Origin of the sequence: Carboxylicivirga marina (genome assembly GCF_016612505.1) — a bacterium.
Lineage (GTDB): Bacteria > Bacteroidota > Bacteroidia > Bacteroidales > Marinilabiliaceae > Carboxylicivirga > Carboxylicivirga marina.
In genome coordinates, this window is record NZ_JAENRR010000005.1 from 57030 (window position 1) to 81963 (window position 24934).

At 38.5% G+C, this 24934-nt stretch carries 12 protein-coding genes and 1 other RNA gene; 5 read left to right on the top strand and 8 right to left on the bottom strand.

Annotated elements, in window-relative coordinates:
* The first annotated feature begins 221 nt into the window (after window positions 1–221).
* Window positions 222–2666 (top strand): TonB-dependent receptor domain-containing protein, encoded by a 2445-nt coding sequence (locus JIV24_RS03275; RefSeq protein WP_200463577.1) that lies wholly within the window; start codon window positions 222–224, stop codon window positions 2664–2666.
* Window positions 2667–3279: 613 nt separating this feature from the next.
* Here JIV24_RS03275 and JIV24_RS03280 read toward each other — a convergent pair.
* Window positions 3280–4062: a DUF4382 domain-containing protein gene (locus tag JIV24_RS03280; protein WP_200463578.1), complete on the bottom strand. Its 783-nt coding sequence runs from the start codon at window positions 4060–4062 to the stop codon at window positions 3280–3282.
* Window positions 4063–4247: 185 nt separating this feature from the next.
* Between JIV24_RS03280 and JIV24_RS03285 the strand changes: the two genes are divergently transcribed.
* The 4 genes from JIV24_RS03285 to aroC all read left to right on the top strand — a co-directional run bounded on the left by JIV24_RS03285 (window position 4248) and on the right by aroC (window position 8069).
* Window positions 4248–4955, top strand: a complete 708-nt coding sequence (locus JIV24_RS03285; protein WP_200463579.1) for a DNA alkylation repair protein — start codon at window positions 4248–4250, stop codon at window positions 4953–4955.
* Between the two features lie 4 nt (window positions 4956–4959).
* Window positions 4960–5649 (top strand): hypothetical protein, encoded by a 690-nt coding sequence (locus JIV24_RS03290; protein WP_200463580.1) that lies wholly within the window; start codon window positions 4960–4962, stop codon window positions 5647–5649.
* A 631-nt stretch (window positions 5650–6280) separates the two neighbouring features.
* Window positions 6281–6817: an FKBP-type peptidyl-prolyl cis-trans isomerase gene (locus tag JIV24_RS03295; protein WP_200463581.1), complete on the top strand. Its 537-nt coding sequence runs from the start codon at window positions 6281–6283 to the stop codon at window positions 6815–6817.
* 175 nt (window positions 6818–6992) lie between these two features.
* Window positions 6993–8069, top strand: a complete 1077-nt coding sequence (gene aroC, locus JIV24_RS03300) for a chorismate synthase (protein WP_200463582.1) — start codon at window positions 6993–6995, stop codon at window positions 8067–8069.
* A 477-nt stretch (window positions 8070–8546) separates the two neighbouring features.
* Here aroC and JIV24_RS03305 read toward each other — a convergent pair whose 3' ends face one another.
* From JIV24_RS03305 to JIV24_RS03335, 7 genes are all read right to left on the bottom strand, one after another.
* Window positions 8547–9914, bottom strand: coding sequence for an exonuclease domain-containing protein (locus tag JIV24_RS03305; RefSeq protein WP_200463583.1), 1368 nt, complete (start codon window positions 9912–9914; stop codon window positions 8547–8549).
* A gap of 379 nt (window positions 9915–10293) precedes the next feature.
* Window positions 10294–11601, bottom strand: a complete 1308-nt coding sequence (locus JIV24_RS03310) for a YihY/virulence factor BrkB family protein (RefSeq protein WP_200463584.1) — start codon at window positions 11599–11601, stop codon at window positions 10294–10296.
* A 15-nt stretch (window positions 11602–11616) separates the two neighbouring features.
* Window positions 11617–11985: RNase P RNA component class A (gene rnpB / locus JIV24_RS03315), an RNA gene on the bottom strand.
* Window positions 11986–12005: 20 nt separating this feature from the next.
* Window positions 12006–12602 (bottom strand): SPOR domain-containing protein, encoded by a 597-nt coding sequence (locus tag JIV24_RS03320; RefSeq protein WP_234445687.1) that lies wholly within the window; start codon window positions 12600–12602, stop codon window positions 12006–12008.
* A 73-nt stretch (window positions 12603–12675) separates the two neighbouring features.
* Complete coding sequence (locus JIV24_RS03325) at window positions 12676–14715, bottom strand: OmpA family protein (protein WP_200463586.1); 2040 nt, start codon at window positions 14713–14715, stop codon at window positions 12676–12678.
* 48 nt (window positions 14716–14763) lie between these two features.
* Window positions 14764–15696: a PorP/SprF family type IX secretion system membrane protein gene (locus JIV24_RS03330; RefSeq protein ID WP_200463587.1), complete on the bottom strand. Its 933-nt coding sequence runs from the start codon at window positions 15694–15696 to the stop codon at window positions 14764–14766.
* Window positions 15697–15707: 11 nt separating this feature from the next.
* Window positions 15708–24914 (bottom strand): T9SS type B sorting domain-containing protein, encoded by a 9207-nt coding sequence (locus tag JIV24_RS03335; RefSeq protein WP_200463588.1) that lies wholly within the window; start codon window positions 24912–24914, stop codon window positions 15708–15710.
* Window positions 24915–24934: the final 20 nt, after the last annotated feature.

Sequence of the window (24934 nt, forward strand, 5' to 3'; positions counted from 1 at the left end):
GAGAAATCGTTTGTTTCCTTTGAACAACAAAGGAAAGCGATAGGAGTAATAATTACACACAGTCAGGATTCATAAGTTATTATAGCTCTGCAGCTTTAAATTGCAGCAAAAGTTCATTAATCCTTTTAGGTAACTTTTTGTTGAACTAATGCGCAGGATTAAAAAAACATCAGCGTCAGAGATAAGTAAAAAAGTAACGGATTTTAAATACAAAAACGAAAGTGAAGATTTTAACCCTCTTATTAGGAATGCTTATTCCTCTTTCATTAATGGCAAATTCACCCGAGAAAGAAGGAATAGTTAAAGGAAAAGTGTACGATGGCAATTCAAAAAAACCTGTGGAATATGCCACAGTGGCTATCTATAATGCACAAGACAATAGCGTTATTAATGGTACCATTAGTGATGAGAATGGTAACTTTAAAATCAAAGGACTCAAAGAAGGTAACTTCTATGTGGTTGTATCATTCTTAGGTTATGAGAACAAACGCTACGACGACATTGTGGTTGATGGCGGTCGTGATATGATAAATTTAGGTAACATCACTCTCGGTTCTGCCAATCAATCGCTCGAAGAAGTAGAAGTAATTGCCGAACGACAATCTGTTGAATTTCACATCGATAAAAAAGTCGTATCAGTTGGAGAGCAGATGACATCTGCCTCCCTGTCTGCTGTTGAAGTACTTGAAAATGTGCCTTCAATCAAAGTTGATATTGAAGGTAACGTATCATTGAGAGGAAGTACAGGTATAACCGTACTCATCGATGGTAAACCTACAGTATTGGATGCAAGTGACGTATTACGTCAAACGCCGGCTTCAACTATTGAAAACATTGAGATTATTACCAATCCATCGGCCAAATACCAGCCAGACGGAACGGGAGGAATCATTAATATTATCACAAAGAAAAACCGAACTCCCGGAGTACAAGGCCTTGCTAATTTAAAGGCTGGCAACTTTAATATGTATGGTGGCGACTTTCTTTTAAACTGGCGCAAAAAAAATATCAATTTTAACATAGGTGCCGACTATAATAATAGTCCACGAACAGGCACTAGCTATACTCGTCGTGAAACAACCCGTAATAATGAGACTACCATAATAGAAGCTGAAGGCGATAATGAAAGAAGTTTTGGTGGTGGTGGTGCCAGAGCCGGTTTTGATTGGGACATCACACCGAGAGATAACTTTAGCATTAATGCACGCCTTGGTAATTTTAAGATGTCAGGAAATTCTGATTTGGAATACCTTGAGCAAATACCTGGCATGGAAAATCAGACGTATCATAGCATAAACGATTCAGAACGCTCTGGCTTGTATTATTCGATAACAAGTAATTACGTGCATAAATTTGCACAAAAGGGTCATGAAATTGCAGCTCAAATTAACCATCGCGGTTACGATGGCGATGAGTTCTCAGAGAACTATCGCTCTCAGAATAATTCCATTGTAGATGGCACCCGCACTACTGAAGTGGGACCAAACAACCGGTGGGAATTGCGCCTTGACTATAGTAAACCCATTGGCGAAGACGACGTTTTTGAAGCCGGTTTTCAGGGTCGAATGGGTTTAGGTGATGATGTATCAAGAGTATATAATTGGGATGTCAATCAAGGTGGTTTTGTTGAAAACGATACCAGCAGAAACATGACTGAGATGCATCGAAATATATATGGACTCTACAGTGTTTATAAAGGAAATGTTGACAAATTTGGCTATCAATTAGGTTTACGTGCTGAATATACCGATCGACGTACCGATTTTGATTACCAATACAAAGAATCGCCAGACGATACTGAAGCCATTCCCGTTAATGAAACGTATACGGTTGAGCGCTGGGATTTCTTCCCCACAGTACATGTGTCGTACCAGCTACCAAAGGACAATCAGTTAATGGCCAGTTATTCAAGACGCATTGATCGGCCCAGAGGCTGGTACCTTGAGCCTTTTATAACCTGGCAGGATCAATATAACGTTCGTCAGGGAAATCCGAATTTGGAACCCGAATACATTGATGCCTTTGAACTGGGTTACCTAAAAGAATGGGAGAAAATTTCTTTATCACTTGAAGGCTATTACAGAATAACTCACGATAAAATACAGGGCATACAGTTACCTTATGATGAAAATGGTGAAATCTGGCTACGTACATACGATAACATTGGCAAAGACTATTCCTTAGGTGTCGAAACCATGTTGAACATGTCTTTAACGAAATGGTGGCAAATGAACATCATGGGTAATTTGTACGACTATCGTATCGAAAACTACTATTCACCCAGCGAAAGCAGGTCGTCTTTCAACTGGAGTTCAAGGGTTAACAACTCGTTTACCTTACGAAAAAACATCAAGCTTCAAATCGATGGAAACTACGATAGTCCGACAGTAACAGCACAGGGAGAAAATAAATCCAATTATTACATGAATGCAGCCATACGCATGGACTTTATGGACCGTAAACTTTCAGCTGTTCTGCAGGCACGAAACGTACTAGGTACATCGCGACGCATTTCTATTATAGATAATCCTAACTCATATAGTTACCAGGAAATGATACCTGACTCCCCAATGTTTTCTGTAACACTAAGCTACCGACTGAATAACTTCATTCAGAAACGCAGTAAAAACGGTGGTGACAGCGGTGGAATGGGTGAAGAATTTTAGTAAGACAAACAATTATAAAATACAAAGGAAGGTTCACATCGAGCCTTCCTTTTTTTTATGCCTTAACAAATCAAAAACGGATAACGATCCGTGTGCGATTCGATCACTCTATTTTTTAAAACCAATTGAGTTCGAGTAAGCTTATAATATACATTGCAATGTCGTTTAGTTAAAAAAAATTATATAATCTTGAATGAATAGTACACAATCCAACTTCTTTCCCCCTTCGCCTCCGGCACTTCCCCACGGGGAAGATTTGATTAGCAGTTTGGTATAAATGCATAAAAGACAAGCTGTGCATAAATGCTCCACTTGGGGAGCTACCCGAAGGGTTGAGGGGGATTTTTACCCTTAACTAAACGGCATTGATATACATTGTTTAAAAAGCCTTCGGTAATAACTATTGAAGGCTTTGTTGTATCCTTTCATCGACCATACAAAGTCATTAAAACAATTCCAATGATTTATGCAGATTAAGGTTTGACAAAGCATTAAATAACCTCCCGTGGGTTGGGAGTGCACGCTCCCGGGTGGTGCATACTATCCCTCCCTGGGTAAGGGATAGTATACTCCCAGAGTCAGGGAGCGAACTATACTTGAAGATTTATTATTGCTACTGAGGCTGCATCATCAATGTAATTGTCCCTAAATCAGTCACTTCTCCGAGAATAACACTTACACCTTCAAACTCCTGTTCTTCATAATCGCTGCCAGGTTCAATCTCGACTTCATAGTTACCAGCTTCAATACCTCTTAGCAGAAACTCACCACTTATGGTATCATTAAAAGTTCCAATGGTATCATTAGCTGCAGAAATGGCGGCTATGTATGATCGCACATTAACCGGATTTATAATGCCTTTAATACTTCCGCTGGTCGCTTCAGTAAAAGTTCTGATTACCGGTTTTAATGAATAGGTTCCATTGCCTTTTTCAACAATTGAACGCCCCGCATCAAAATCAATCCAAATCTTATAGTTTACACCTTCTACCAGTTCGGCGTTAATATTAAATTTTAAGCCCGATTGTTGTGCCGATGGTGTTTCTAATGGATAGGTCGATCCTTCTTTTACTAAACTATTATCATCGCCCAGTATTAATCGCATTTGAGATATTTGACCAACAGGTAAATCTTCTCCAGCCAATAGCGTATCATTACCATTGGTAAACTCAAGCAAGTCATAAATACCGTCTTCTGTACTCAAGGTTTGCCACCCTCCTTCATCATCCGACGATGCATTAATTCTCACTTCTTCCACGTCAATTAACACCTTTTCATACTCTGCAGGACTATCAGTTAAACGAACTTCAATGCTCGACATCTTGTCGTCATCATCATCATTACATCCTACAAATACAAACAAAAAACACAACAATAATCCAGTTATCAACTTCATAACAATACGGTTTTATATTTAACTTCAAATTACAATGAATAAAGCGCCATTAATATAATAGCCTTTCGTCCGAATGTCCAGATTAAAATGGATTTAATAACTGATTGTCATTTTTACACTTGTCAAGCTGGTCAACATTATGCAACTTAGCTTAAGCATTACCATATTGAACAAAAAACCAAACCATGACAGCACAAGAAATACTAAAGCAACTGGAAGCATTCGGCAATGAACAAACAAAAAGTGTTTTGATTAAGCATGGTGCCAAAGAACCATTCTTTGGTGTTAAAGTTCAGGATTTAAAAAAGATATTAAAGCAAACGAAGAAGAACCATGAGCTATCGCTAGAGTTATATGCCACCGGTAATTCTGATGCCATGTACCTGGCCGGCCTAATGGCTGATGAAAAACAAATTACGAAAGAAAACCTGAACGAGTGGGTCAATCAAGCCTATTGGTATTACCTGAGTGAATATGCTGTGCCTTGGGTAGCAGCTGAAACTCCGTTTGGCTTTGATTTAGGACTCGAATGGATTGAATCAGATATTGAAACAACAGCAGCTGCTGGCTGGGCAACATTGTCAAATTATGCAGCAGTTAATGCCGATGATGTCTTAAACATTAATAAGTATAGTAAACTGCTTGATTTCGTTGAAAACAACATCCACCTTTCACCCAATAGGGTAAGGTATACGATGAATGGTTTTGTAATAGCCGTTGGCACTTATATCGAAAGCTTAACGAGTAAATCGCAGCAGATTGCCCAAAACATTGGAAAGGTAAAGGTCGATGTGGGTGGAACAGCTTGTAAAGTACCTCTGGCAAGCGATTACATTACAAAAGTTATTAATAAAGGTAATATCGGTAAAAAGCGAAAAACGGCCAGGTGCTAAAAGTATGATTAATCAAAGCCAAATAATTGAATTCCTAGGATTCAAAGGGATGGATTTTATCCACTTTGTTGATATAACTCAACTGCCAGAAGAGCAAACTCAAGGGTATTGTTCGGCTATCCTTTTTGGTAAAGCATTAACAAAGCCTTATTTGCAAAAAGTAGCAAGCACCAAAGATTATGTGGCGCAAATGATTCGACGAAATGAGATTGATACTGATGAATTTCACAATACTGAAATTACCACAGACAAAATAGCTGACGAATTAAGCATCTTTCTTGCTGATAGGAACACAAATGCATTCTCTCAATCAGAGGCTAACATCGAACAAAGCGGCTTATATAACACTAATGAGCATCGTACGCCTCTCCCCCACAAAACCATTGCTTTATTGGCAGGCATGGGTTGGATAGGTAAAAATGATTTATTAATAACACCCCATTATGGCAGCGCAATTAGTATGTGTTCTGTCTTGACAGATACACCACTAGATACAACCAATAAAACAAGCCCTCAACCAACATGCGGCACCTGCTCTATTTGTCAGGATAATTGTAAAACCGGCGCGATTAAAGGTCACACATGGACTAAACTAAGTAATCGAGACATGCTCATTAATGTCCATCAATGTAAGCCTTGTTTACAATGTATGGTAACATGCCCACATACGGTTAAGTATTTTAACAAAAAATAGCGTCCTAAATGATTTGTAGATATGAACCGCACTGATATGAAATAAAGTTCGATATTAGTATTTTGTTAAAAACAGAGGCCCTAATAAGCATCTTGCCTTGTGGCCTCTCTTTTAAATAGCTTACGTTTTATCGAAAGCTTTAGTAAGACCGGGAAGCTTAGAACTTGTTCGAAGATCACCCGGCCACACTTAAGATTGAGATTAATAAGAAAGCAATTTAAAAGGTAGCCTTGAACTTTTTTCCTTAGTTTTTTAGGTCAAGCTAAAAAAGTAAGTCCGGTTTGGGCGGATAGCCCAATTGATAAAATGAATTAGTTCAACATTGTTTATACTAATAAAGCACGTATTACCTAATGCTCGTTAACACATAAGTTATACCATTCAAGTAGAATTGTATAGCAATGAAACAAACTTATTACTCAAAAAACTCTTTGAGCATTGAACTTTTTTTCGCTTCCTCTGTCTTTTTATTACAATTGATTATATGGTTCTAAAAAAACTCATTTACTTTGTTTTTTTACGACCATATGGCAGTCATCATGAATCATTGTCAGTTATATGTAATTGGCCTGGTAATTGATATAATATAGACCATTAGATAAGAAATAATAACAATACTAAATTTTATAAAATGGAAATAGGAAGAAATAAATTTGTTACCCTTTCCTACGAATTGCGTGCAAACAGTGCTGAAGGCGAAGTTGTTGAGAAAACAGAAGCTGCAGCACCACTAGGTTTTGTATTTGGCGCAGGCAAAATGTTGGAAATGTTTGAAACTAAGCTGGAAGGATTAGCTAAAGGTTCAGCCTTCGATTTTGAATTGAAAGCTGCAGAAGCTTATGGCGAAGTTAACCCAAATGCTGTTGTTGAAATTCCAAAGAACATTTTCGAGGTAGAAGGACAAATTGATGAGAATCTTCTAACTGTTGGGAATCATGTTCCTATGCAAGATGCACACGGTAATCGCTTAAACGGACTTGTTCTTGAAGTTGGCGACGAAAAAGTAAAAATGGATTTCAATCACCCATTAGCTGGTGATAATCTTTTCTTTAAAGGTGAAGTACTTGAAATTCGTGAAGCATCTGAAGATGAATTAACCGAAGCATGTGGTTCAGGAAGTTGTGGCACTGGTTCTGGTGGCTGCGGTGGCGGTTGCTCATGCGGATAATCAATCGAATACAATAGATATAAAGGGAGGTGCTATAGCACTTCCCTTTTTTTTCATTAAATCAATACTAAACACATGTTCTTTTTAACTCTTCAACATATCTACTTGGGCAATCACTTATAAACAACTATTTTTACGCTTCATTTTTTAACAATCTCTAAATTTAACTCTACATATGTCTGCAAATTCATTTGGCACATTATTTAAACTAACTTCTTTTGGTGAATCCCATGGTAAAGCTGTTGGAGGAATTATTGAAGGTGTATTACCCAATACAATAATAGATGAAGATTTTATCCAAAGTGAACTTAATCGACGTCGACCAGGCCAATCAGCCATTACCACGCCACGTGATGAAAAAGATAGAGTTGAGTTTCTTTCGGGTATTTTTGAAGGAAAAGCAACCGGTACACCCATAGCTTTTGTTATTTGGAACAAAGACCAGCGTTCTAAAGACTATGGAAACATAGCAGACGTCTATCGCCCATCGCATGCTGATTATACCTATCAAAGGAAATATGGTATTCGTGATTATCGTGGTGGTGGTCGTTCATCGGCACGTGAAACTATTGCTCGGGTAGTTGCAGGAGCTATCGCCAAATTAATGCTGCAACAGCAAGGCATCACGATACACGCTTTTACTTCTAAAGTTGGTTCTATTCAGCTTGACAAAGATTATACTGCATTAGATCTGTCAAATACAGAAAACAACATTGTACGTTGCCCTGATTCGGATACTGCAGATAAAATGATTAACTACATCGATGATGTACGCAAAAACAAAGACTCGGTTGGTGGCATCATAAGCTGTGTGATTAAAAATGCGCCAGTTGGTTTAGGTGATCCTGTCTTTAATAAGTTACACGCAACACTTGGGCAAGCCATGCTATCCATTAATGCCGTTAAAGGCTTTGACTATGGTTTAGGATTTGGAGCAACCGAACTAAAAGGCTCAGAACACAACGATGAGTTTTACATGGAAGGTGACAGAGTTAGAACAAAAACGAATCGTTCAGGCGGCATACAAGGAGGAATCAGTAATGGTGAGGATATTTACTTTAATGTAGCTTTTAAACCAATTGCGACAATATTAATGGAACAAAATACGGTTAACAAAGATGGTGAAGAAATCAAATCAACCACCCAAGGCCGACACGACCCCTGTGTACTTCCACGAGCAGTACCAATTGTTGAGGCAATGGCTGCCATTACAATAGCCGACCATTGGTTAGTAAATAAAATGTATCGATAAGCTTGATGTGTTATGTATTGTTCTGATTCAGCATCTCATTCACTTAGCCATTTTACTCGAATGCCTACTTTTGTTCGATAAGTTTCTCCGCATTTTGAAGATACTTCAATAGAATTAAGAGATAAAGCTTTGGTTTTTTTTTACAAAGACCTGTGAAAATCAGAGGAGTTTCTGCTTATTAGTTAGGACTTTTTGAAAAAAAGCCAGACTTTTTCACAACTTTTCCAGATGGAGGAACAAAAAAAGAAGGTGATTACCACAATATATCAGGTAAACGAGGCACGAAACAAGAATAGATATATCGTCTATTCAGACATTTTCGTTTAGTAGTTTGTTTTTGAGGTATAAATGTAACTTATAGAGAATCATGGCTTGAATACATATCACATCAAGGTAATTGTCCTGTAATTGTACCAGTTTTTTGATACCGGTATTCCAAAGTTTTAACACCGATTGTAGCAATAATATGTACTCAGATTAATACGGAATCAATTTCTTGTACTTCTTGTTGCGAAGGTAGCCTGAAATAATTGAACGTGTATTACCGTTATCGTCAAACATGCTAATATGCTCTTTAAATTGCTGAGGTGATTCAATACAAGCATCTTCATCAAGATATCCCCATCCGAGATAACGACCATTTTCAATAACAACAAGTGAAACTTCCGAATCATTTCGACCTTTGTCCATAATTACAAGGTTATTATGTCCGTATGATAACTTTTTAAGCAAATCCGATACACGATTATTATAACCCACATTAGATTCCTCGCCAACACATGCACCCTTACAGGTCTTTAATTGGTATTGAAAACAACCATGGTTACCATCATACAATCCACAAAGCTGCTGACATAGTTCATATTCTTCTATCCATTGAAAAAGCCTCTCCCGAGCCTCCTGCATGCTCTCAAACGTTGCACTTGGAATTTCTACCCCACTATTAGGTTTTAACATCAAACGAATGTAACCTCTCCTATCGGTATAATTATATAAACCTATTTTAGTTTTCGAACGACGTTGTGCACGGTTATATCGTGGTTTATCCTGCTTAATTTCATGAGATTCTTTTAATAAGGCTATCAATTCACTTCCGGTCATATTAAAACTAATATCAGCCGTATTTTGCTTCATTTCAATACCTTTTTTTGTACGAGGATTACCAAGGTGAGTAATAATACGGTTTCTGATGTTTTTACTTTTTCCGATATATATCAGTTCACCGTTTTCATTATGCAAATAATAAACACCCGTTTGTGTTGGCAGTTTTTTTATTGTATCAATTGACAAATTAGGGTGAAGACCATTAGCAGAGAACTCTTTATAAGGATCCTCCGGATTAAGAATACCATTATTCCTTTCAAGTAAAATTTCAAATAATTCTACGGTTGCTAATGCATCACCAGCGGCTCTATGTCGGGCATCATTACCAATACCAAGGTCGGGGCATATTTTACCCAGGCTATAGGATGCATGACCGGGTAATAATTTGCGCGACAGTTTTACTGTACAAATAGTTGGCATTTCGAAATTAAAGCCTAAGTTGCGAAACTCCTCTTTAATGAAGTTGTAGTCAAAAGCCGCATTGTGTGCTACAAATACAGCATCCTTACATATTTCAACTATGTCTTTGGCTATTTGATAGAATAAAGGTGCAGAAGCAACCATTTCGTTGGTAATACCAGTTAATGATGTGATAAACGGCGGAATATAGCTTTCTGGATTTACTAAACTTACAAATTCATCTACAACTTTCTCTCCATCATGACGGTAAATGGCCACTTCAGTTATCTTGCCATTTTTCATGTTTCCACCCGTTGTTTCAATATCTACAATTACATACATGCACCCCTTTGTTTTTAAAACCAACACCAACTTTTAGCTCGGTGTTAAAGTAATGGTAAAAGTACACATTTTAATTTTTTATCAATCAATATCTTCCGATGTAAAACATGTAAAACCCTTATATTTTCTTGGATACAGACACATAAAAAGCTATATTTGTAATACAATCATTGAAACTAAAATATACCGCATCAGTCGTATTTAGATTGTTAAACTCAACACTAAAAAAGCACCGAGTGACGCTATGTTTTTAAAGAGCGGGCCTCGCCCTTGTGGTTACTACTTATAGTACGGAGGATTATCGATAATTACATGCACTCAATTCCTGTTTTCAGGAGTTTAAATAATCCCGATTGATGCGGTTCTTTTATTTACTTCCCTACAAATCCTTTAATAGTAAGTTAGCTTTACTTGTGGCTACTTTTTCCCTCAGAATAGACAAGGCCTCTTTAAGCTTAATAAGATCTTCAGTATCCTCGTAATGAAGATCATGAGTACCATGTTGATCGATCATATTAATGACCTTGCCAATACTCAGCTGATGTATTGCCAATGCAGGTTGGAAGTAGGTGTCTTTTGAAGCATTATAGGCAATTTCATTAAACACTTCACTTTCTACTAGCTTAGTGAGTAATTCGTTTACTAACCTAAGAGGTAATTTAAGTTCTAACGATAATTCCAGGTTATTATATGGTTTATCGCCCCTATTGAAACGCTTAACAACCCTTTCAACCAGCAATAGTAGTAAGAGCCTTTTATAAGAGTGACTTATATTTCTTATATCTGAATCAAATTCATAGCTATGTGCATTTTGATGTGCATAAGTTAGCTCCGCTCCAAATAATACAATTAGCCAACTGAGATTCATCCACATCATGAATAAAGGTAATGCGGCAAAGGCGCCATAAATAGCATTATAGCTTGTAACCATTTTTTGGAAGTGGAAATAACCAAACTGCAGTAGTTGAAACATTGTTCCGGCCAAAATACCGCCGAATAAAGCCGATAAAGGTTTAACACGGGCATTGGGCATAATTGACAGCAAAAGGGCAAATACGGCCCACGCTATAACGTAGGAAGCCACAGGTAACAACCACTGAACATTAATACCAAAGTCTGATAAACGATTAGTTATTAAAATAATCATACCACCCGAAGAAGCAACGGTTAAAATACCAACGAACATTAATGACATAAAGTCACTGAATTTTCGTAACATACTTCGCGAGTGTTTTACTTTCCAGATTTGATTAAAAGAGAATTCAATATTACTAAACACCTGTAAAACAGACCAAAGTAATATTGCTAAACCTATACCAGCTAAATTACCTCCTGGAGTAGCCTCAAGATAACTAGTTGCAAACTTGCTTACACGTTGCACAACTTCTGTTTGCCCTTCCATATGTGATTCCAGAAATGAAGTCAGACGACGATCAAGTCCGAATCCCTTAGCAATACCAAACCCTAATGCAGCAACAGGAACAATTGAAATAAGTGAGTAGAAGGATAAAGAAGCAGCTTTCTGAACGCAGTTATCTTGAATAAACCCCTTAAAAGCAAGGTAAAAAGTCCGAATCAAGCGAATTAAAAAGAACTGTTGACGAGGCGTTTGATCGGCTCTAATTCGCCAAATTTCTTCATTTAGATAATGGATCACCTTTGATATCAGCCCCTTCATATTCATCATTGCGTAGGTTTAAAAGAAAATAGCAAGCCTATAAGCCGGGTCCTGTCCTCCCAAGGGAGTGTCTATCATTTATCTAGAATAGCAGTTACCCACTAATTCGAGCGACCTACCCCTCACAACTTCTTGCGAAACAAAGCGAGCAGCTCTGCTCCAAATGGAATTATGATATACATGGTCTTGCAACCCGTAAGACGTACAACTAAGATAGTTACCTACCTCATTGGTGAGCTCTTACCTCACCTTTTCACCCTTACCCGAAGGCGGTTATTTTCTGCTACGTTACTAAACCCTCACGAGCTTCTTCCTATTCAGAAGTACGGTGCTCTTCATTGCCCAGACTTTCCTCTCCAACCCTTCAGTTGCAGCGATAGACCGGCTTGCTATTGTTGCAAAGCTACAATATTTTATTCAATCTTAAACGGTAAGTATTTATCTAACTCAACAAGGTGTGCACCTTTATAGCCAAGTGCTTTAATTCTATCTAATTCCTGTTCAGCGACATCTCCCTTAAACTCACCAGTTGTGTAGCGAAAGATTTTATCTTTCATTCTGAACTCCATGACATCATCTATATTTTCAAAGTGTGACAGGTATACGGGAAAACGAAAAGCACTTAACTGAATAGTATACAACTTGTTAGGATCTATCTTTTTTGAACTACTCTTTCCTGCAACAGTGCCAGCTTGATTTTTGAAACTATAGTCACGCGTATTGACTACAAAGGCCTGCTCGTATCCTTTTCCTTTAACACCATCTATTGCTGCTTTTGCATCTTCATAAGAATTAAACTCTCCTACGCAAAATCGAAGGTATCCGTCATTACAAGGATATTCACGCACGACATCCACATTTGTAAAAAATTCAGGTACCTGAGGTGGTAGTTTTAACGCAATTATCTGAATCGCAAAATACGGCGCTCTTGCCTCACTCATTCTAATAATCTTCTTATTAGTTCTGAGTGCTTCCAACTTATCGGCCTGTGCAACTGTAAATGTTGCCATCAGCAGAGAAAATATGATAAAATATTTAAGTTTCATTATTGATACGATGTTATCGTTAAACTTATCAATTTACTTATTCTAATATACGCCAAACAACAATTTCAATACGACGATTAATCAGATGTTCGCTATCAGAGCAATAGACGCCACGTTTACACTTATTCTTCAGGTAACGTTCACCATAACCACGGGGTATCATTTGATCATCATTAATACCTTTCGTAATCATAATTTGCTCAGCTTTATCAGCCATATCCTGCGAAACATTTAGGTTGTTATACCTATTTCCTTTGGCTTCAGTATGGCCATTTAATTTCACCACTATATTAGGATTCTGTAATAAATAAACGGCTAACTCGTCTAATACAGCCAATCCTTCCTTAGTTATCTTATTGCCTTCATAAGGCACTATCATCGTACCAATATCATCTAAAACAGTATCATCAAAATTAGGTGTAAGTGTCAAACCATTATTGTTAATATCTTCAAGCTCCATAATATTAACAATCATCCGTTTAGAATTGAACTCACTACCTTTTGAGAAAACAATTTCAAACTCTTGCTCTTCATTCTTGTATTCATCAGGAATAACAATCGATACTTTTCCATTATCTCCTGTTTCTCCCGAAGCAACCATCGTTCCATTATTAGCATCACGAATAACAACCGAGACTCCTGGAATAACACCGCCATTAAATGTGGATGTTATTTTTGTTTCTAAACTAGCCGGGAACATTGATATATCAACCGCAGGCACTACCACTTTTGGTGTTGTATCAACCGGTACTTCATTCTGCATGTCAACAACAGGGACTTCGTCCAAACCAAAAATTGGTGGTGCGTCTTCTTCTTCTTTCTGAATAACAGGAGGTGCTATTGTAAAAATTGCATCATCCCTACCTGAACCTAATCGGTTAGACGAAAGATAACCACGTGTATTATCTGAAGGGTCAAGAACATATCCAAAATCATCTTTACCACTATTGATCGGCTGACGAAGATTAACGACACCTGTAAAGCTATCACCAGCTTTATCAGCTTTAAATATATCCAAACCACCAAAACCCAAGTGACCGTCAGATGCAAATATTAAATTGCCTTCTTTATCAATATAAGGCCACTCTTCATCACCAAACGTATTAATGTTTGGGCCAAGATTTTCACCTCTCCCAACATCACCAGAAGACTTAATCAATGCTCTGTATAGGTCTTTTCCTCCTTGACTTCCACTTCCACCTTGATTTGATGTATAATACAAATACATATTATCAGGCGAAACAGCAGGGTAAGCCACATCAAAATCATTAGAATTAATAGCTAACTCGCGCTCATTCACCCATTCACTTCCATCATAGTCAGATACAAATATTTTAATTCGACTGGCACCTCCTTTAATCCTGACTACTTTAGTATAATAAATACGTTTAAAGTCTGATGTAAAAGCGGTTGCTCCAACATGGTAATCCGATTCCAGGTTCTTAGAAAAAACGGTACTTCCTTCCTGTACCTCTCCATTAACGACTTTAGCAAAAGCCAAATTTAGAAAACCCTTCCCTGAACGATCAACTTCCTTACTTCGACCTTGTTTTTCTGCCGAATAAACGACTCCATCTTTATAATACTGAATACCAAAAGAAACATCTCCTACTAACTGAATTTCCGGGTTAACTACAACAGCGGGATCAAGACGACCATTTTCCATTGCCCACTCACAAGCTTTTATCAGCTTGTTCATATCAATAGGATTAACACCTTGCACTTTTTTGGCTTTTTCGTACCACTCAATGGCAACATCAAAACCACCTTGCATGTGCCAACAAGCTGCATAATTAACGACATCAATACTAGTGAGTTGTTGCTCGAGTTCGGCATAACTATCGAATGCCGCCTGAATATCCTTTAAGCCAAAATAACATCTGGCAATTTCAAGCTTTGTTTGGGTATTAAATACAGCACCTCTTTCCTCAGCCTGATTATAATACTCTAGAGCCATGAAATACTCTTCGTTGGCTAAAAATTCCTGAGCTTTCTTCAATTCACTACGTTGAGCGAATGCCGAAGCAAATGCCATAAGCATGAAAAGAAGAAGTGATATTCGAGAATTAGGTTTCATCGGTTAAATATTTAATCAATATTCATTTAAATTCTTAGGCAACTTTTCTTAGAAGTACCTGATTGAACGCATTCCTGCTCGCTTATTAAACGAGAAATCAAACTGCAATCCTATTTCATGTGAACCATATGTTCCGTATTTCCCAATCGTAGAAATCGAATAATCAAATGAGTAACGAACTGACCACTGCCTGTTAATGATGTACTCCGATAGAAATACCATTTCTGATATACTTCGGTAAGATAGGCCAACCCATACACGCTCATTAAGCAATACATTAGCAGAAATATCAAAGGTTAAAGGCGCTCCTACAACCGTTCTAATTAAGGCTGTTGGCTTCACTTTAACTTCGCCCCAATCGAAAATATATCCTCCATACCAATAAGAGTGTAAATCTTCGAAACTGACGGTATTTTTAAAGCTTCCACCATTACTGCTGGCTTCATCGAAACTAGGGCTAAAAAAACGTGGTACTGAGAACCCACCAAAGTAATTTTCGGCGTAGTAATAAGCTCCAATACCAAAGTTAAATCCTAAAACAGACTCTTTTCGCTGAAACATCGGATCGCCATATGTATTTGTTATGGCTTTGGTCCCATCATAAACGTTGGATGTAACACCAAGTTGTAAGCCAAGTGATAAAAAATCATTCCGACCCATTTTTAATTTATAGGACCCTGCTGCCATAAAATTAAAATTGTTTGAGAAGCCTAAGTGGTCATTTTCCAACACAACCCCTACACCGAGGTTTGTATCCTCAATGGGTCCATGAACATTAATTGCCTGGTTCATTGGGGCATCGCTCATTCCAACCCATTGACTTCTATGGATCATTAAACCACTAATAACATCCCGGGTACCATTGTAGGCAGGGTTAAGCACCCCTTGATTTGAGATATAATGGTTATACTGCGCTTGGTTTTGGGCCTTTGTTCCCAAAGCCAATAGCAATAATAACAGTATAGGAAATAGATTTTTCATGTTAAAATCTTTTATCGTCTTAATTCAATATAACCTGTGTATTGCTTCGTTTGAATATCTCCATCTATATTTACATCAATAGTAAATACATAGAAGTATGTTCCACTTGGAAGTTTATCGCCTATTGACACCATTGCACCTGAGTTAGCGAGTCCATCCCAATAATTACCATCTTCTCCATAAAACTTACCTTGCGAACGATATATAACAGTTCCCCATCGGTTAAATACCTCAAGATTAGATTCCGCTACATCATTCTCAAAACTTCCGCTAATTACAAACAAATCATTGATACCATCTCCATTTGGTGAAAAGGCGTTAGGTATTAACAAGTTATCGTCTTCAGACACATCTACATTACCAACAAAGAAATATACGCGCGCAGTATCTCGACGGTCAGGGTAATCAGTATTGTACACAACGTAATCAATCGAATCACTTCCATAGAAAGTAGGTAACTTCGTAAATATTAAACTACCATCAGGGTATATTTCTACTTGATTTCCTATTGCGGTATTCATGGATAAGATATCCAACTTATCAGGCTGGGTTAAATCGACTAATCCAAAATGAATATTCTTATTACCTCCTGTTAAAACATCAATGACTTCATCTTTTTCGTCATTGTACCATACAGACGTATCTGCAGTGTTATTTCCATAATGAACAGCAACAATATCGTCGATTGCTATTAATTGCTTCTCATATAACTGAACCTGCCCTATCATATCATTTTCACATCCATTCAAATCTATAGCTTTCACGCTATAGAAACCTGGTTCAGATTTAGTTCCTAAACTCAACTCTTCTCCAGTTCCAGGCGCACCAATATCAGCAGGATCTGGCAAACCATCCTTGAAAAGATAGTAGCCTACATTTTCTTGAGAACTTACAAGTTTAAGTTCAGACACATTAGTCAATCCCACACAAAGTGGATCACAGGCATTCAGCATTCCTCCATCCAGGAATAGTTCGAATGCAGTTGGTATTGGATTTTCGGTTACAATAACATCGGTACTTGTTACATTACAACCTGATGCATAATTCCGGGCAAGAACTTTGTATGTTCCTTCCATTACCGGATTAGCAAAACTTTTGCTAACACCATCGGTACCGTCAACAAAAGATATGGTGTTACCCATTTCATTTAATAACTGATATCCAATACCAGTTTGAGTTGCTTCGACAGTCAATTCAATACCCTCAGAACCAGCGCAATATTCAGCATTTGTAACATTTAGACTTATTGCATTTGGTGCAGTCCTGGTTATGATACGGATAACGCCTAACAGCACATCACAAGCACTACCATCGCCCTCGGCATATACTTCATACATGGCATCGGTTGGTGCATCTGGAGTAAATCGAATCTGAACAGGACTGCCACTATTATCAGCATCATCAACTTTATGGAAAGAAATCTCAACACCAAGATCGTCTTTTAGGCTATAACGACGTCCCATTTCACTTCCATCAAGGTTAATAACGATTTCTTCGTTTAAGCAAATATTGAATTCGCGCTCTGCTACATTAAAGGCAACCGGACTGAGATCTTCTGTGACAACAATCGAGTTTCCATCATTCATAACCGTAACACATCCTAAACCACCATAAGAAGCCTGAATAACATATGTTCCAGCTATCACTTCACCAAGTATTAGAGCAGTACCTGAAGCATCACCTGTTGTTTCAGCAACAACATTCATAGCTTCATCAACTACCTGATACAATATTCCTTCTTCCTGGTTTTGAAGTTCAAGTGTAGCACCACCATCTGAAGAGCAATATTGCATAGCACTTTCTGTTGCCAATTGCATAGCTATTTCAGCTCCTGAACTTACACTTACTGTATCCCTCATACTCGATGTACAGCCATACGGCGAAATACTGTATACTGTATAATTTCCTGATACAGTAATCGGCATGAATTCTAAAGGATTACCATCACCAATTTTTGTTTCAACAGGCACATTACCGGTACCATCATCTTGCAATAAAATATAGGTATAACCATCTTCAGAACCATCTAAAGTTAGAATAGCAGGGTCAGAAGAGCAATACTTATCTGCTCCTATTAATTTATATGAGCTTGGTAGCGGATTATACTTGATAGTCACCTCATTCAGCATACTGTTACTACAGCCAGAAGGATCATTGATAAGATCATCGTAGCCCCTTACACGGTAATTTCCTTCCGCATATAAAGGTTCAAACTCAATCGGATCTGTTAAATGTGTCGCCAGTATGGTATCTACTGCGGTTTCACTATTCATAGCATCGACACGATATAAGACATAGTCCACTTCAGCCTCAGGGTTTTGCACCTGAATGGCAATGGTACCCGAACCAATACAAATAGGCCCTGAAGGAATATAGGTGATATCTTTCTTACCAACCACTCCGGTTATCTGAACGTGAATAGGATCTATATACGTATCATCAATTATTACAGAACAAGAACCACGATAGGCTTCCACTCGGTAATAACCATCTGCATCAAATACTTCATCAAAAGATGCTGAACTACCATCTCCGACACCGATAATTTCATACCCCGGTATTGGGAGATCCGTTGCCATACTTACAAGTACATAGCGAACATCAAGTTCGGTATTTGGAATTGTGATGACAATTCCTTTATTACAATCCGCATCAGCAGGCACATCAATTATTAATGAACGATCTTCCGGCAAGCTTATCATGCTTACTGCTATGGCATTGTTCATTACAACAGGGCCACAACTTGTATTGGTATTATTCTTGATGGCTTGCACAGTGTAATCGCCCGCGTTGGCAACATCCCAAACAATCTGACCGCCAGTTACAAGTCCCATGTCTCCAGTAGAAACACCGTCCACCAGTAACTCGTAACTAACATCACTCTCAGGATTGTTTATATATAACCTTGCAGTTCCACCGCCTTCACAGAATTCTGTTTCACCCTGAAGGTCAAGTATTATTGCTTCAGGATCTTCAACTATTAAAATTGTATTTAGCATATCAACTTCACAGCTGATACCTTCAACATTTGCTTTTACAGAGTAGCTTCCAGCGAGGTATGTACCAGTAAATACCAACTGACCACCATCAGTAACAGACAAGATATCTTCTACCGGATTTCCATCCTGATATAAGGTATATCTATTTCCAGACTGTTGATTATCAATCATTAGCTGAACACCCGCATCACCAGGACAATAGCTCTCAATTCCATTTAGGGTCAATAAGTTAAACGGCGTTGGTAATGCTTCTTCAACCAAAGTAGCAATACCTTCCATTGGATAATAACACCCACTTGCAGTTTTAACACTAACGGTATAGTCTCCAGCCTGATCATAAGGCCCAAATGTATGTGCATTACCATCACCAGTCCAGTCAGAACCGATGATTTCGGCACCATTATAATTTACCACATAGACTGTTCCATCGTCAGCTGAACCACCCAGTATTAGCTCAACTCCTGTACTTCCTGTACAGAATCGGCCATGAGCAGGATTAGGATTCACATTAAATAATGCTCCACTCCAGTCTGACTTAATCGTAAATGTTCCGGCCATATCAATAGAACATCCATTGCGCTCACCAATTATGGTGTAAGTCCCTGTCGTTAACTGATTCCCAAAAGGTATTGCATTACCATCACCAGCAACAGGCACTCCAATCTGAATTCCATCAACATATAAGGTGTAATTAACTCCAACTTCAGAAGCATCTAATGAAATTGCATGACCAGCGCCATCGTTACATCCATCCACTTCTCCAGTTGGTTGTATTGAGAATGTATTATTCGGAAGTGGCGTTTCTATAACTTCAACTGAGTTAGACATTACAATGCGATCAGCTGGAACCGACGCCCAATAAGCCTCAACTTTATAAGTTGCTGTACCAAAATACTCAAGATCAACACCGTTAACACCATGAGTCCATCGAATTTCTTCAGTAGGATCGGCGATAACAATCGTTCCGATAGACTGTGCATCTTCATTTCTGATCAATTCATAAGTGACACCAGTCATAACAGGTGGTACCACGTAAATTGAAACAGATTCTGGTGAACCTTCACAATAGCTTTGACTCGCAGGCTCAAGCACTGATGGGAATAAACCTTCGAACACACTAATTACCAGATCAGTACTATCTTTACAACCATTACTTGTTGTTGCAATGACTCTAACAACACTGTTATTAGCACTTACATCGGCAGGCGTCCAACTAAATGTTTCGGAGCCATCGTGTGATGTCTGTAAGGAGCCGTTTATCTTATAATCATAATTAACGACGTCTGTTCCGCTTGCAGTAAATATAACTTCAGTACCGGCAATTACGCTCGTACCTGGTGTGGCTACTAAACCCACTCCAGATAATGGATTAACAGTTACATCTAGTGTTGCAGCACTTAGAGCTGTACAATTAAATGCATTTTCATAATTGACACTAATGGCATGGTTACCAGCAGTATTCCAAAGTACTTCTATGGTTTCTGTTCCTACTCCATTGACGATAGTTCCATCAGCTGGTACAATCCAATTGTAATTTAAGAAACCTGCTTCTGTCGTATATACTTCAACATTATCAATACAAGCAGTTTCATTACCTATAATAGTTGGCACAGGAGTCACATTAACAGTAACATCTAGCAACTGTGGAGTAGCAGGGTCACAACTATTTGCATCTGTATAACTTACAGAGATTGATTGCGCTCCTTCATTATTCCATACTACTTCAATTCTACCATTATTGTCGTCGACATCAATGGTTCCACCTGTCACTATCCAACTATAATTGGTCATACCTGTTTCGGTAGTATATACCTCGCGGTAAGTATTACAAACCACATCGTTACCAGATAATGTAACAACAGGTAGAGGGTGCACGGTTACATTTTGAACCGTTGGGTTTACGGCCGGACAGCCACCAGAGTTATCATAATTAACCGAGACTGATCCCGCTCCTTCAGTATCCCATGTAACTATAATCTCTTCAGGGCCTGCACCAGCAGCATAAGTACCACCAGTAACATTCCATGTGTAGTTATTTTGGCCTGACTCTGTGGTATATACATGTCCACTTGTGTTGATACAAGCTTCTGTTGGACCATTTAATGATACACTTGGAACAGAGTTAACTGTTACCGGAAGAACAAATGGCGCAGTTGCAGGACAAGAGCCTAACTCATAGTTAACACTAATTTCTCTTGCCGCACCTAAAGTCCAAACGACATCAACTACATGCGCATCGGCAGTTGGAATAATTGTTCCACCATTTATCTGCCAATCATAATTAGAGGCTCCAGCCTGTGTTGTATAAGTTATCGTGTGCCCTTCACACACATCATCCAAACCAGTAATGGTTGGATTTGGTAAATCGACAACCGTAATATTTGTCGACGATGGAGTTGCTGCATCGCAACCTTCAATATCTTTGTAAGCTACAGTGATTGTTTGTGTACTATTCATAGTCCAGTCAACAACAATCTCATTAGTACCCTGACCACTTGATATGCTACCACCTGCACTTACAGTCCATACATAGTCAGACATACCAGATTCAGTTGTATATGTATCTGATGTAAAGTTACATACTGTACTTGCTCCAGCAATACTTGGTACTGGCAATGGATTCACAGTTACCGGATAAACTGTTGGAATAATCGGGTTACAATTATTCGCATCCAGATAAGTAACACTTATTATTCTCGCTCCAGCTGAAGTCCATGTTACAGACACCGACTCAGATCCGGCACCAGAATCAATAGTACCACCAGTTATCGTCCATACGTAATTTGACATACCAGCTTCAGTGGCATATACATTTCCGGATGAATTTTGACATACTTCTGCCGGACCATCAATCGTTGGAACCGATAAGCTATTTACAAATACAGGTAATACAAAAGGTGCGGCGGCAGCACAATTTCCTGCACTGGCTTCATAATTTACACTGACACTTTGTGCTCCAGGGGTAGTCCATAGAACATCAATAATATGTGGATCAGCTGTTGGAATCATAGAACCGCCCACAACATTCCATGTATAATTATTATATCCACCTTCGGTCGTATACCGTTCTGTTGAATTCAGACAAACCGGATCGTTTCCTAAAATACCAGGTGTTGGAAGTGGGTGAACGATAACGGCTAGTTGTTCAGGATTAGTTGCATCACAACCTGCAGCATTATCATAATTGACGCTTACTGAACCATTTCCTTCAGTATCCCAAAGAACAGTTACGGTTCCATTACCATCATTTGTTTGTTCTGTTCCACCAACAATAGTCCAAACATAGTTACTCATTCCTGCTTGCGTACTGTACGTTTCAACACTATTCAAACATACGTCTTCTTTACCAACTGTAAATGAGATAGCAGGTAAAGAGTTAACTGTAATATTTGCAACGGTTGGCGCTAAAGGATCACAACCATCAATACTTTTGTAAGTAACAGAAACAGTTTGAGCACCCGTGTTATCCCATCTGATATCTATAAAATCATTTCCATTTCCACCACCTTGAATAGTTCCACCGGTAAAGGTCCAAACATATCCATTTTCACCAGCTCCTGAATCAGTGGTATAATGAATCACCTCATTTTGACAAGGTGTCAGTTCACCACTAATGCTTGGTGTTGGCAAAGGATGTACATCAATAATAACAGGAGGAACAGAACTTGCCGTACAACCTTTATCGGAAGTAGCAGTTACATAAACCTGATCGTTATCATTAAAAGTATTAGTAATATAAGAGTTCGAAGCACCATTCTGAACTGGTGTTCCCGAACCATTTACATAAAAAGCATAATTTGAAAATCCTGTTGTAGCCGTCAATGTAACATCTTGTCCCTGACAAACAGGATTCGGATTAGCTACTAAGCTAACGGCCGGATTATCATTAACAGTAATTGTAATACTTGATGAAGTATGGCTACAGCCTGAATTCGTTTCAGTAACCACAACATAAATCACATCTCCATTAACCAATGCATTGTCGGTATAAACCGCTGATGCACCATTTTGTACGACATCATTGGCAACACCACGCAAGCGATGGAACTCATAGTTAAAGTTGGCTGATGGATCGTTTGGAATCTTAACACCACTGGCATTAAATGTGACTGGGGTACCGGCACAAATCTCAGTACCTCCAACAACCGGAGCTGTTACACTAATACCTGCTGTTACTTCATTAACAGTTACAGCAACACTTGCAGTTGCGTTACAATCTGTTGCATAATCAGTATCGTAACCAATAACAACAACTACATCTCCATCGGTTAATATGTCTGTATTAAAAGTGTTATCAACACCACGCCCTTGTAGCAAGGTACCTGATACACTTCCCAGGTAGAATGCATATTCATCTGCACCTCCAGCTGTAAATTCCACATCTGTTCCTACACAAAATTCAGCACTCACCGGATTACAACTTAAAGTAACATTTGGCACCGGATTAACCGTCACAACGGAGGCACCAGTCATATCGCCCACTATAGCACTACAAGCAGCATCACTTAATGCTGTAACTGAATAATTATATACTGTCTGAACACCTGCAGGATTTGTAGCAGGTGTTACATTAATTTCATAAGGACTTGCATTAGCAGTTACATTATAAGTGCTAAAACCATCGGAATATTCAATATTCCATGGAGCAACACCGGTTAAATCAATTGAAACGGTTGTTGCATCACCTTCACACAAATCAACAGCTCCTGCCATAACCGAAGTAGGTCTTGTATTCACAGTAATATCAGCAACACCAGTTAAAGTACTTGCTGAACAAACCGGCACATTGGCATCCGTTAAGGATGTAATGGTATAAGTTGTATTTATAATTGGTGAAACACTAACCGTATGCGGGCTAGTGGCTATATTGTTTTCATTAAATGTATTACCGAAGTTATCCTGATAAACCAAATCCCATGGCCCAACACCTGTTAGGTTAAAAGTCAAATTTGTACTTTCTCCTTCACAAATTGTAGTTGTACCAACTATTTCACCTGTTGGTACTTCATTGACAATGACTGTAGCTTCACCTGTCATTTCAGGAGCTCCAGCAGAACAAGTACCATTTGATAATGCAGTAACAGTATACTTGACAGGACTTAATGCAACATCAGGCACGACGGCTTCAATATGTGCAGCATCACTGGTTGTTATTGAATAGGTAGTTGTACCATCGGTATATTCAATACTCCATGGTGCCTGACCTGTTAAAGCAAAAGACAAATCAGTTGTCTGACCATCACATACAGTATTATCTCCTGATAAAACAACTGTAGGTAGTTCATCTACAGATACTGCCACGCTAGCTGTAGCTCCACAGCTTGTAATCGCAGAAGTGCTGGTGTCAAATCCTTCAACAACAACAACATCACCATCAGTTAATGTTGTAGTGTTATAGGTATCGTCAGTACTACGAGCCTGCACAATGTTTGCAGGATCAACAGTTCCCAGATAAAAGGTGTATTCATCGGCACCACTGGCTGTGAAAGTCACATCCGTTCCCGCACAAAATCTGTCACCTGTTTGATCACTATTTAGATCAACATTTGGCACATCATTTACTTTAACCTTCCATCCGTTAGCTGGATCTGCATCTGGCATGGTCGATGAACATGTACCATTATCGGCGATAACATAGAAATTATAATCACCTGCTGTAAAAGCTGTTTGATCAAAACTTATCGGCCCATTTTCACCATTCCCTATGGTCAGTTCATTGGCAGCACTTCCGACTAAGCCACCCCATAATGCATAACTTGTAGTTGAAGCCTCTGTATCATCCAACTGTAATGAAAATATTTCACCTCTACATACTTCATCTGGTCCGGTCAATGCAAAACGTTCCGGTGATTTAAATACACGAACTCGCTTTGCATATTGCCCTAAACTGGATGCATTAGAAGTCCCTTCAATTAAAACCAGACTTACCTCCACTCCATTAAGGCCATCAGTTACACCCCCTGGCGTAAAATAGTAATCACCAGTACCTGAATCATAGCGAATTAATTCAGGAATTGTAGCTAAAGGGTTAGATTCTTGTCCTAGGGTTCTTACATCCCAGAAATAATCTGTCCATGCCCCAATATCCGGACAATCTAATAAAATTTCAGGATCGCTACTACAATTACTTGCAGGAACGCAACTTTGGGCATTACTCTTTTGAGCTACCCAAGTCATTGCTAATATAAGAAGTATGAATGTATGTAAAAATCTTTTCATGCTCTAGAAATTAAGGTTTA

Bases quoted from the DNA above. Each gene is read 5' to 3' on its own strand.
- JIV24_RS03280 (WP_200463578.1), bottom strand. From the start codon at position 4,062: ATGAAGTTGATAACTGGATTATTGTTGTGTTTTTTGTTTGTATTTGTA.
- JIV24_RS03285 (WP_200463579.1), top strand. From the start codon at position 4,248: ATGACAGCACAAGAAATACTAAAGCAACTGGAAGCATTCGGCAATGAA.
- JIV24_RS03290 (WP_200463580.1), top strand. From the start codon at position 4,960: ATGATTAATCAAAGCCAAATAATTGAATTCCTAGGATTCAAAGGGATG.
- JIV24_RS03295 (WP_200463581.1), top strand. From the start codon at position 6,281: ATGGAAATAGGAAGAAATAAATTTGTTACCCTTTCCTACGAATTGCGT.
- aroC (WP_200463582.1), top strand. From the start codon at position 6,993: ATGTCTGCAAATTCATTTGGCACATTATTTAAACTAACTTCTTTTGGT.
- JIV24_RS03305 (WP_200463583.1), bottom strand. From the start codon at position 9,914: ATGTATGTAATTGTAGATATTGAAACAACGGGTGGAAACATGAAAAAT.
- JIV24_RS03310 (WP_200463584.1), bottom strand. From the start codon at position 11,601: ATGATGAATATGAAGGGGCTGATATCAAAGGTGATCCATTATCTAAAT.
- JIV24_RS03320 (WP_234445687.1), bottom strand. From the start codon at position 12,602: ATGGCAACATTTACAGTTGCACAGGCCGATAAGTTGGAAGCACTCAGA.
- JIV24_RS03325 (WP_200463586.1), bottom strand. From the start codon at position 14,715: ATGAAACCTAATTCTCGAATATCACTTCTTCTTTTCATGCTTATGGCA.
- JIV24_RS03330 (WP_200463587.1), bottom strand. From the start codon at position 15,696: ATGAAAAATCTATTTCCTATACTGTTATTATTGCTATTGGCTTTGGGA.
- JIV24_RS03335 (WP_200463588.1), bottom strand. From the start codon at position 24,914: ATGAAAAGATTTTTACATACATTCATACTTCTTATATTAGCAATGACT.